The sequence below is a fragment of the Pseudomonas sp. K2I15 genome (genome assembly GCF_002204795.1).
Lineage (GTDB): Bacteria > Pseudomonadota > Gammaproteobacteria > Pseudomonadales > Pseudomonadaceae > Aquipseudomonas.
Genome location: NZ_NIXO01000003.1, coordinates 152,002 through 162,511 on the forward strand (window position 1 = coordinate 152,002; position 10,510 = coordinate 162,511).

A 10,510-nucleotide genomic window follows, 5' to 3' on the forward strand; every position below is an offset into this window, starting at 1 on the left:
ATTCTCAACAGCCAACTTTTGCAGGTGGTTTTACTGCAACTGTCGCGAACGCAACAGTTGATATGCAGTGTGTAAGGCTATCAACAATTCAATGGGTATAACTATATAAGTGTTTGACAGGATGAAGGGCTTTGGTGTCCGGTTTATAGGGTTTTTGCCTCTATTCTCAGAGCGAGACGGCGTTTCTTATAGACTGGCATGCTCACTGCATTACTCCCTGTAGTTGCAAACTTTCGAGTGCCTCTAAGGAAGCGTCATTGACAACCATTCTGAAACTTTCGGCGGTTATATCACTGTCCCTGGCGATCAATGCCTGTTCGCCGGCTGCTGCACCACAACATGAAACTTCGACGCCCGATGGCGTCGTTACCAATGGCGTGGTGACGTATTCGGCGGCGGACTTTCATGAGTCATCACCAGGGCGTAGTGGCGGAACTTTGCGAGTGTCTGCCGCCTCCGACGCCGGCAGTTTCGATGTTCACGCGTTATCCAATGGCAATATCCAGTGGATGGGCCGGATTCTCTTCGATTGCCTGGTGTATCAGGACGAGCAGGGCAATATCAGCCCATGGCTGGCCCGCTCCTGGGACATCTCCGAAGACGGCAAGACCTACACCTTTCACCTGCGCGATGACGTGACCTTCAGCGACGGCGAGAAATTCAACGCCCAGGCGCTGCAAACCAACCTGGAGCACATGCGCGATCCGGCGACCAAGTCTCCGCTGGCAGCGGCCTATATCGCGCCATATCTCGACGGCAAAGTCATCGACGACTACACCTTCGAAGCCCATTTGCGCGAACCCTACACGCCATTCCTCGACGTGCTGGCGCAGTCCTGGCTCAGCATGATCTCGCCCAAACAGATCCGCGAAGCGCCCAAGACCATCGCCGAACACCCTATTGGCAGCGGCCCGTTCCTGTTGCAGAGCTACACCCGTGACCAGGGCGCGGTGTTCATCAAGCGCCCCGGCTACCACTGGGCGCCGCCGGTGACGCGTCACCAGGGTGAGGCATACCTGGACCGCATCGAACTGAGCTACGTCCCCGAAGCCATGATCCGCTTCACTGCACTTGAGTCCGGCCAGTCGGATTTCGCCCTCGACGCCCCGGCCCAGAACGCTGCCGCCATCCGCGCCAACCCCGACCTGGTGATGCGCAGCCGGATTCGCAAAGGCAACCCGAGCCGCGGCATCGTGTTCAACATTGAGCAGCCGCCATTCGACGACGTGCGAGTGCGTCGCGCCGTGGCTAAAGCCGTCGACCGCGAAGGATTGGCGTGGATTTCCGGCTTCGGCGAATACATCGCCAAAGCCGATTTCCTGGCGGCTAATACCCGGTTTTATCAACCCAACAAAGATGCCCTGGCCTACGACGTCAAGGCGGCCAATACCTTGCTCGACGACGCCGGCTGGACAGGGCGCGATGCCCAGGGCTATCGGACCAAGGGCGGGCAGCGCTTGAAGGCGACCCTGTTGGCCTATAGCAGCCCGTCCTTTCCCGGCAGTGTCTCGGTGGCCATCCAGGCCGACCTGAAAAAAGTCGGCTTCGAGATGACCGTCGAGATGCTGCCGTTGACCCGGGTGATCGAGAGACGCTATGCCGGGAAGTTCCAGGCGATGGCGGACGGTTACTGGCACACCAACACACCTGATGGCCTGTTCGTGCTCTACCACAGCAGCTCCATCAGCACCGATAAAAGGATCGGCCAGAACGTCGGGCGCTTTCGCGATGCCGAGCTGGATCGCGTGCTCAGCGCTGCGCGTCAGTCCCGCGATCCGGTCGAGTTGCAGGCGCTCTATGGCGAAGCACAAAAACGCCTGACCGAAACCGTGCCGTCGGTGCCTGCGCTGGAAGCCCAGGTGCTCACCGCGTACGGCCGTCAAGTCCAGGGCGTGATCTTCGATACCTCCCATAACGTACCGTTTTTCACCAGCATCTGGCTGGACCGGGGGCAACCATGAGCCTGTTCAAATCGATTGGCTGGCGCTTGCTGGCCGGCATCGGTGTGCTGTGGGGCGCGGCGACGCTGACCTTCCTCGCCGTCAACTTCAGCGGCGGTGACACGGCGCTGGCGATCCTCGGCGGCCCGGATGCGATGCCCACGCCGGAGCTGTTGGCCCGGGTGCGTGCCGAGTACGGCCTGGACCAACCGCTGATCGTGCAATACGGCAATTACCTGGTGCGCCTGGCCCATGGCGACCTGGGCGAATCCTACCGCCTGCGCATCCCGGTGCAGCAGGCGATTGCCGAGCAGATTGGCGCAACCATTCAACTGTCCCTGAGCGCTGCACTGCTGGCGGTGGTGTTGGCACTGGTCTGCGCGATCCTCACCGCCAACCGTTCGCGCTGGGTGCGCTCAGTCGCCTCCGGCAGTGAGCTGGTGCTGTCATCAGCGCCTTCGTTTGTGATCGGCATGCTGCTGTTGCTGGTGTTTTCGTTCCATTGGCACTGGTTGCCGCCGTCCGGCTCCGTGGGTTGGCGCTCGTTGATTTTGCCCTCGGTCGCGCTGGCCTTGCCGGTGGCGGCGGTGCTGACCCAACTGTTGCGCCAGTCCCTGGAAGACACCCTGGAACAACCTTTTATCGCCATGGCCCGTGCACGCGGCTTGTCCGAAACGGCCGTGCGCCTGCGCCATGCCTTGCGCCACGCACTGGTGCCGTTGGTGACCCTGTCCGGGTTCGTGTTCGCCAGCTTGTTGGGCGGCGCGGTGGTCGTGGAGTTGCTGTTTGCACGCCAGGGCATCGGGCGCTTGATGCTCGATGCCACCAGCAACAAAGACGTGCCGATGGTGTTGGGCGTGACCTTGCTCGCGGCCAGCGTGTACGTGCTGGTGAACCTGGCCGTCGATTTGATCAACCGCTGGATTGACCCCCGGACCAACCAAACGTGAGTGCCTTTGAAGAAGGAAAAACCATGAGTGCTTCGATCCCTGTGCAGTTGAGTTATGCAGACTTGCACCGGCGTTTCGCCGACGTATTTTCCCGGATAGCCGATACCGCCGTCGCCCGCGAGCAGCAGCGCGAACTGGCGCATGAAGCAGTGGCGTGGCTGCGCGAGGCCGGCTTTGGAGCGCTGCGTGTGCCGATCGCACAGGGCGGCCTGGGTGCGAGCCTGCCGCAGTTGTTCCGCCTGTTGATTGAACTGGGCGAGGCCGATTCAAACCTGCCGCAGATCGTGCGCGCGCATTTCGGTTTCGTCGAAGGCCGGCTTTCCAGCCGCGACAGTGCTTCCCAGGATTACTGGTTTGCTAAAGTCGTCGACGGCGAACTGTGGGGCGCCGCCATGGCCGAGCGCACCGACACCACCCGTAACTCGGTGACCCTTAGCGCGGTCGACTCCGGCTGGCAACTGGACGGCGAGAAGTACTACTGCACCGGCACGCTGTACGCCAACTGGATCGCCGCCGTCGCGTTGGACGGCGAAGACTTTGTCAGCCTTGCGGTGCGTACCGACGCGCCGGGTGTCACCGTCGAGGACGACTGGGACGGCTTCGGCCAGCGCCTCACCGGCAGTGGCACCACGCGCTTCAAGGCGGTCGACGTACCGGCGCAGCACATCGTGCGGCGTTTCAAGAAAGACGAGCTGCGCGCCGAGTCCTACCTGAGCGCGTTCTACCAGTTGTTCCACCTGGCGACCCTGGCCGGCATCGCCAACGCGGTGCTACGCGATGCCACCGAGTTTGTCAAAGGCCGGACCCGCGCGTTTGGTGTGCCGGGGCAATCGAGCCCCAAGGACGATCCGCTGGTGCAGCGGGTGATCGGCCGGCTGTCGAGCCTGGCCTATGCCGCCCGCACTCAGGTGCTGGCTGTCGCCGAGGTGCTGCAGGAAGCACACGAAGCGGAGCAGGGCGGCTACGCCAACGAACAGCATTACACCGAGGCTGAGATTCGTGCGTATCAGGCGCAACAGATCGTGCTTGAGCAAGTGCTGGAAGCCACCACGCTGCTGTTCGAAGTCGGCGGCGCCTCAGCCACCAGCGAGTCGCGGCGCTTCGATCGCCACTGGCGCAACGCGCGCACCCTGGCCTCCCACAACCCGGCGATTTTCCGCGAACGGGCCCTGGGCAATTACTACCTCAACGACGTCACCCCCAACGCCGCCTGGCGCAGCCTGCAAGCCGCCGACGCCGAGCAGCAGGCCGCTCGCGACGAAGCGAGTGCGGTATGAGCCTCCAACCCTTGAATACAAAAGGATCACCCATGCGTTACCGTCAACTGGGCAACAGCGACATCCAAGTCAGTGTGCTGGGCCTGGGCACCATGACCTGGGGCCACCAGAACACCGAAAACGACGCCCATCAGCAGATCGACCTGGCGCTGGCCGAAGGCATCAACTTCATCGACACCGCCGAGATGTACCCCACGCCGACCAAAGCCGAAACCTGGCGCACCACCGAGCGCTATATCGGCAGTTGGCTGGCGGCCAGTGGCCGACGCGACGAGGTAATCCTGGCGAGTAAAATTGCCGGCCCGGCCCGCGACCCAAGCAGCCAGCAGCACATTCGCGATGGCTTCAGCCACCACGACCGGCGCAACATCGTCGAAGCCCTGGATGGCAGCCTCAAACGCCTGAACACCGACTACCTCGACCTCTACCAACTGCACTGGCCCGACCGCACCACCAACATCTTCGGCCAGCGCGAATACCCGTATCAGGCAGACACCCAGAGCGTTGCCATCGAAGAAACCCTGGCGGTGCTGGCCGATCAGGTCAAGGCCGGCAAGGTGCGATACATCGGCGTTTCCAACGAAACCCCGTGGGGCGTCGCCGAGTTTCTCAAGCAAAGCGAACGCCTCGGCCTGCCGCGGATTGCCAGCGTGCAAAACCCCTACAGCCTGCTTAACCGCCTGTACGAAGGCGGCCTCTCGGAGTTCACCCACCGCGAAGGCGTTGGCCTGCTGGCGTACTCGCCGCTGGCCTTCGGCGCACTCACCGGCAAGTACCTGGGCGGCGCACGCCCCGAGGGCTCGCGGCTGTCGGCGGTGTACCGCACCTTCAATCGCTATGACAGTGCCTCGGCGCAGGAAGCCATCTCCGGCTACGTGGAAATTGCCCGGCAACATGGCCTGACTCCGGCACAGTTGGCCCTGGCGTTCATCATCGACAAACCCTTCGTCACCAGCGCGCTCACCGGGCAAACCAGCCTGGCGCAATTGCGCGACAACCTCGGCGCGCTGGACGTGACCCTCAACGACGAGATCAAGGCGCAGGTCCAGGCCATCCACCAGCGCATTCCCAACCCAGCGCCATAGAACGAGGAGCCTGGCATGACGCAAACCATTGAAACGTTGATCGTGGGGCCGAGCGGCAATCGCCCGTTGCGTCTTGCCGGCTTCACCCGGCTGCGGCCTGGCCTGTTGCTGGCCGGGGTGTTTGTTGCGTTGTTGCTGTTGGCCGCCGTTGTTCCTCAATGGCTGGCCCCGTATGACCCGCTGGACGCCTCGGCGCGCATGGCGTTCCAGGCGCCGAGCAACTTGCACTGGCTGGGCACCGATGAGAACGGGCGTGACGTGCTCAGCCGATTGATTTATGGCGTGCGTTCCTCGCTGTTCATGGGCATCGCTGCTACAGCACTGGGGCTGGCCTGGGGCACCTTCCTCGGCTTGATCGCCGGCCTTGGCCCGCGCTGGCTGGATGGCGCATTGATGCGCGGGATCGACGTGCTGCTGTCCTTTCCCGACCTGTTGCTGGCGCTGGTGATCATCACGTTTTTCGGCCAGGGCACGGCCAATCTGATTCTCGCGATAGGCATCGCCGGCGTGCCGCGTTATGCGCGGCTGGTGCGGGCGCAAACCCTCACCGTGCGCAACGCAGGCTATGTCGAATCCGCCGTCACCCTCGGCCAATCGCAGCTGGCGGTAGTACTGCGGCACATCCTGCCAAATGCATTCAAGCCGGTGCTGATCCTCGCCACCATCGGCATCGGCGGCGCGATCACCGCCGGCGCCGCCTTGAGCTTCCTCGGCTTTGGCGCACCGCCGCCCGCGCCGGAGTGGGGCGGGATGATGTCCATCGGGCGCAGCTTCCTGGCCAACGCGCCGTGGCTGGTCGCCTGGCCCGCGCTGATCATCACGCTAACCGTTGTTTCTATCAGTGCCATCGGCCGCGAACTGCTGCGCCGCAGCGAAGGAAAGCCCCTATGACGATGAATATCCATACCCTCGGTCCGCTGGTCGATATCCGCGACCTGACGGTACGTTTCGGCCAGGCCGAGCCGGTGTTGCACGGCGTCAGTTTGCAGTTGCATCGCGGCGAATGCCTGGCGCTGGTGGGGGAGTCGGGGTCCGGCAAAAGCGTCACCGCCCGCACCCTGGCCGGCCTGACCGGCAAGGACGCTCACGTCCAGGCCGCCAAGTTGGCGTTCCAGGGTGTCGACCTGCGCCAGCTCAACGAGCGGGCCTGGCAGCAACTGCGCGGCGCGAGCATCGGCTTTGTGATGCAGGATGCACTGGGCGCGCTGGACCCGCTGCGCCGCGTCGGGGCCGAGATTGAGGAACCGTTGCACCTGCACACCAACTTGGGACTGGAAGCGCGCCGCCTGCGAGTGCTGGAACTGCTGCGGGATGTCGGCGTGCCGGAACCGGAACTGCGTGCCAGCCAATACCCGTGGCAACTCTCCGGCGGTTTACGCCAGCGCGCATTGATCGCCTCGGCGATTGCCTGCAATCCACGCCTGATCATTGCCGATGAACCGACCACGGCGCTCGATGCCACGGTGCAAGCCCAGGTCATCGCGCTGCTGGAAAGCCTGCGCGGCGAAGACAACGCACTGCTGATGGTCAGCCACGACCTGTCGGTGGTCTCACGCCTTGCCGATCGCGTGGCGGTGATGCGCCATGGGGTAATCGTGGAGGAGGGCAGTACCAAGCAGGTACTGCAAGCCCCGCGTCATCCGTATACGCAACTGCTGCTGCGGGCTGCCAAGGCCGTGCACTTCCAGTCCACGCGCCGGTTGCTTGCGGCGGTGGAGCCCGAGCCTGAGCCACAGGGCGAAGTACTGCTGGAAGCGCGCACGCTGTCCAAATCCTTCGTCGGCCCCGACGGGCAAACCCGCACGGTGCTGAACCAGGTGTCGTTGCAACTGCGTCGCGGCGAGACGCTGGGCGTGGTGGGCGAATCGGGTTGCGGCAAGACCACATTGACCCGCCTGATACTCGGCCTGGAAACCGCCGACGCCGGTGAGGTGTGGATCAAGGGCCAGCGCTGGTCCGACCTCGACGCCAAGCAAAAACGCGAGGCGCGGCGTGCGGTCCAGGTGGTATTCCAGGACCCGCTAAGCTCTTTCGACCCGCGCTACACCGTACAACGCGTGCTGTTCGAAGCGCTGGTGGTGGCCGGCGTACCGCGTCATGCCCGGCGCGACCGCGCGCTGGAATTGCTGGACCTGGTACGCCTCGATGCCAGCGCATTATCGCGCCGGCCCATCGAACTCTCCGGTGGCCAGCGTCAACGCATCGCGATTGCCAGGGCCCTGGCTTCCGAGCCTCAAATTCTTATCTGCGATGAGCCGGTGTCGGCGCTGGACGTGTCGGTACAGGCACAGATTCTGGAGCTGCTCGACGACCTCAAGCGCCGCCTCGGCCTGGCCTGCCTGTTCATCTCCCATGACCTTGGGGTGATCAACCACGTCAGCGAGCGCGTGCTGGTGATGAAGGCCGGCGAAGTGGTGGAGTCCGGCACGGTGCGCGCGGTGTTCGATCGCCCGGCACATGCCTATACCCGTGCGCTGATCGACGCGATTCCAACCCTTGAAACCGACTACACGCCAGTCCCGTTCTACTTGAACGTCGCGATCTGACGTATTAGAAAAAGTATCTACGAAAGGAGTGTTCCTGGTGCCCAAGCAACTGCACGTGAATTTGTTTGAGATGAACTGCGTCAGTCACATCGTCCATGGTTTGTGGGTGCACCCGGACAACAACCGGCACCGCTTCAACGACCTGGACTATTGGACCGAGCTGGCGCAATTGCTGGAATACGGCACCTTTGACGGCGTATTCCTGGCCGACGTGATTGGCACCTACGACCGCTTTCGCGACGGCCCCGAAACCTCGCTGCGCGAAGGCATGCAGATCCCCAGCAATGACCCGTTGCTGGTGATTCCGGCGATGGCCGGGGTGACCAAGAATCTTGGTTTCGGTGCGACCTTTTCCACCACCTACGAACCGCCGTTCGCCTTCGCGCGTCGCATGAGCACCCTCGATCACCTGACGAAGGGCCGGGTGGGCTGGAACATCGTTACCTCGTACCTGCCGAATGCGGCACGCAACTTTGGGCACGACACCGAGGTGGTCCACGATCACCGCTACGAGATCGCCGACGAATACCTCGACGTGCTCTACAAACTTTGGGAAGGTTCCTGGGACGACGACGCCGTGATCGTCGACCGCGAGCGCCGGATCTACACCGACCCGGACAAGGTGCGTTATATCAACCACGTGGGCGAACACTTCAAGGTCGCCGGGCCGCACCTGTGCCAGCCTTCGCGGCAGCGCACGCCGGTGCTGTTCCAGGCCACCGGCTCACCGGCTGGTATCGAGTTTGCCGGGCGGCACGCTGAAGTGGTGTTCACCGGTGGTAATGATGCGCCGGCGGTGCGTGCGAATATCCAGGCCATGCGGCAAAAGGCGGTCGAGCATGATCGCGATCCGGCGGGGTTGAAGTTTATCGTTATGGCCGGGGTGATCGTTGGGCGTACCGACGAGGATGTCAGTGCCAAGCTCGACAGTTATCGCAAGCTGGTGAGTGTTGACGCGTCGCTGGCTCATGGGCAGTCGGCGATCGACTTGACCGCGTATCCTCGCGATACGTTGATCAGTGATCTGGTCAGCCGTCAGGTCAAGGGGTGGGAGAGCTTGAGCCGGTACAAATCGGACTCCACTGTGGGGGCGGTACTGGCGCAGCTTGGCGGCTTTAATCGCGAGCGGTTTTTTGTGGCGGGTACACCGACGGTGGTGGCGGATGCCATTGAGAAGTGGCTGGATGAGGATGGGATCGACGGGATTAATCTGCGTCAGTACCTGTCGTTTGAAACAGCGCGGGATTTCATTGAATTGGTGGTGCCGGAGTTGCGCCGTCGTGGGCGGTTTCGTGAGCGTTACAACGAGGGGGAGACGCTGCGGGAGCGGTTGTTTGGCGCCGGGCAGGCACGTTTGCCGGGGGACCATTTTGGCGCGCGTTATCGGGATCCTGCGGCGTTGCTTTCGCCGGCGTTGCCGTTGCGGTTTCCATCGTGAGTGGGGCGTCTCTGGACCTGCTGCATTTGCGGCCGGCTCGGGTGGAGGACGCCCCGCAATTGGCGCACATTCATTTGCAGACTTGGCAGGCGGCGTATCGGGAGATTTTGTCGGAGCGTTTTCTATCCGACCTGAACGGCGGTGTGCCACAGCGCACGGCTTTTCTGGCCCAGGCCATCGCGGGCGGTGCGCTGTCGGTGTGGGTGGTGGAGCTGGAGGGGGAGCTGGTGGCGTGGGCGTCCTTTGGTAGCAGTCGGGATGTGGATGCGTCGGCGGCTACCGGGGAATTGCGAGCGCTCAATCTATTGCCCGGGATCTGGGGGCAGGGCATTGGCACGCGGCTTTGGGGGCAGGTGCGTCAGCAGTTGGTCGAGGCCGGTTATGCCAGTGCGACCGTTTGGGTGGTGCAGGGGAATCGGCGTGCTCTGGGTTTCTACCAGGCGCTTGGGTTTGTGGCTGAGCCGCATACCGAGAAGACCGTGGTGGAGCACGATGAGCCGTTGTCTCTGGTGCGTTATAGGGTGCAGTTACCGCAGGTAGCGGCTGAAGGTTGAGTGCATATCCGTTTCTTCGATAACGGCCACTTATGGTTTCGCTCTTACAGCGAGTCACTTTTTTACAAACGCCTAAAAAAGTAACCAAAAAACGCTTTGCCCCACCACTCGGTGCCTCGCTTAGGCTCGGCATGCCGGAACGAAGGCCATCGTGGTTGACGGGGCCCGCAGATCAAGATCAAAAGCAGATCAAGAGCACGGCAGCCTGAAAGCCGACCTGAGTGTTAGAAGCAAAGGCAAGGGCAAGGTCTAGAGCGAAAGCAGAGCTGCTTTTCTGTGGGAGCGGGCTTGCTCGCGAAAAACCTGAGGACGCCGCGTTGAATCAGAAAACCATCGTCATCGTTAACGACCTTCGCGAGCAAGCCCGCTCCCACATTTGGACCGTGCCCGCGTTTGATTTTGCCGTTGCTCTACACCACTCAAGCCGGCCGGTAGGCCGCTGTGTTCTTGATCTGCTGTTGATCTTGATCTTAGGCGCCCCGTTAAACCACGCGGCCCGCGCAGTACTACCGGAGAGAGGGCACACCGAGCCTAAGCGAGGTGCCGAGTGGTGGGGCAAGAGCGTTTTGCTTACTTTTGCGCTGTTCAAAAGTGAGCCGCTGTAAGAGCGGAACCAATAGCGGCCCTGACCGCAGCAACGGATATGTACCGCCACCACTAGCTGTTGGCTGACCAACACTTCCCACACACATTGTCGTTTTCAGCAATCGCCCAAACCCC

At 62.5% G+C, this 10,510-nt stretch carries 9 protein-coding genes; all 9 read left to right on the forward strand.

All coding sequences use genetic code 11. The annotated features are described in order from the left end of the window. Positions 1-257 precede the first annotated feature (257 nt). The 9 genes from CEC48_RS04235 (at position 258) to CEC48_RS31485 (ending at position 10,395) form a co-directional block, all read left to right on the forward strand. Positions 258-1,961 (forward strand): ABC transporter substrate-binding protein, encoded by a 1,704-nt coding sequence (locus CEC48_RS04235; protein ID WP_088422602.1) that lies wholly within the window; start codon positions 258-260, stop codon positions 1,959-1,961. Continuing rightward, entirely contained in the window at positions 1,958-2,890 is a 933-nt protein-coding gene (locus CEC48_RS04240; protein WP_088422603.1) for an ABC transporter permease, read from the forward strand. Before CEC48_RS04235 ends, CEC48_RS04240 begins: the two co-directional genes overlap by 4 nt. A 23-nt stretch (positions 2,891-2,913) precedes the next feature. Next, a complete protein-coding gene (locus tag CEC48_RS04245) occupies positions 2,914-4,167 on the forward strand; it encodes an acyl-CoA dehydrogenase family protein (protein ID WP_088422604.1) in 1,254 nt (417 codons plus the stop codon). A 32-nt stretch (positions 4,168-4,199) separates the two neighbouring features. After that, positions 4,200-5,252, forward strand: coding sequence for an NADP(H)-dependent aldo-keto reductase (locus CEC48_RS04250; RefSeq protein WP_088422605.1), 1,053 nt, complete (start codon positions 4,200-4,202; stop codon positions 5,250-5,252). A 15-nt stretch (positions 5,253-5,267) separates the two neighbouring features. Further along, on the forward strand, positions 5,268-6,143 hold the full coding sequence (locus tag CEC48_RS04255) for an ABC transporter permease (RefSeq protein WP_088422606.1): 876 nt from the start codon (positions 5,268-5,270) through the stop codon (positions 6,141-6,143). Further along, the gene (locus CEC48_RS04260; RefSeq protein WP_088422607.1) at positions 6,140-7,798 is read left to right on the forward strand and encodes an ABC transporter ATP-binding protein; all 1,659 of its coding nucleotides are present in this window, start codon (positions 6,140-6,142) and stop codon (positions 7,796-7,798) included. The genes CEC48_RS04255 and CEC48_RS04260 overlap by 4 nt, the downstream gene beginning before the upstream one ends. A gap of 37 nt (positions 7,799-7,835) precedes the next feature. Further along, complete coding sequence (locus CEC48_RS04265) at positions 7,836-9,236, forward strand: LLM class flavin-dependent oxidoreductase (RefSeq protein ID WP_088422608.1); 1,401 nt, start codon at positions 7,836-7,838, stop codon at positions 9,234-9,236. Further along, a complete protein-coding gene (locus CEC48_RS04270; RefSeq protein WP_176438662.1) occupies positions 9,233-9,790 on the forward strand; it encodes a GNAT family N-acetyltransferase in 558 nt (185 codons plus the stop codon). Before CEC48_RS04265 ends, CEC48_RS04270 begins: the two co-directional genes overlap by 4 nt. 317 nt (positions 9,791-10,107) lie before the next feature. Beyond that, complete coding sequence (locus tag CEC48_RS31485) at positions 10,108-10,395, forward strand: hypothetical protein (protein WP_176438658.1); 288 nt, start codon at positions 10,108-10,110, stop codon at positions 10,393-10,395. Positions 10,396-10,510: the final 115 nt, after the last annotated feature.

What these genes read in the sequence shown, in the direction of transcription:
- CEC48_RS04250 (WP_088422605.1), top strand. Translation starts at nt 4,200, where the DNA reads ATGCGTTACCGTCAACTGGGCAACAGCGACATCCAAGTCAGTGTGCTG.
- CEC48_RS04260 (WP_088422607.1), top strand. Translation starts at nt 6,140, where the DNA reads ATGACGATGAATATCCATACCCTCGGTCCGCTGGTCGATATCCGCGAC.
- CEC48_RS04240 (WP_088422603.1), top strand. Translation starts at nt 1,958, where the DNA reads ATGAGCCTGTTCAAATCGATTGGCTGGCGCTTGCTGGCCGGCATCGGT.
- CEC48_RS04245 (WP_088422604.1), top strand. Translation starts at nt 2,914, where the DNA reads ATGAGTGCTTCGATCCCTGTGCAGTTGAGTTATGCAGACTTGCACCGG.
- CEC48_RS04255 (WP_088422606.1), top strand. Translation starts at nt 5,268, where the DNA reads ATGACGCAAACCATTGAAACGTTGATCGTGGGGCCGAGCGGCAATCGC.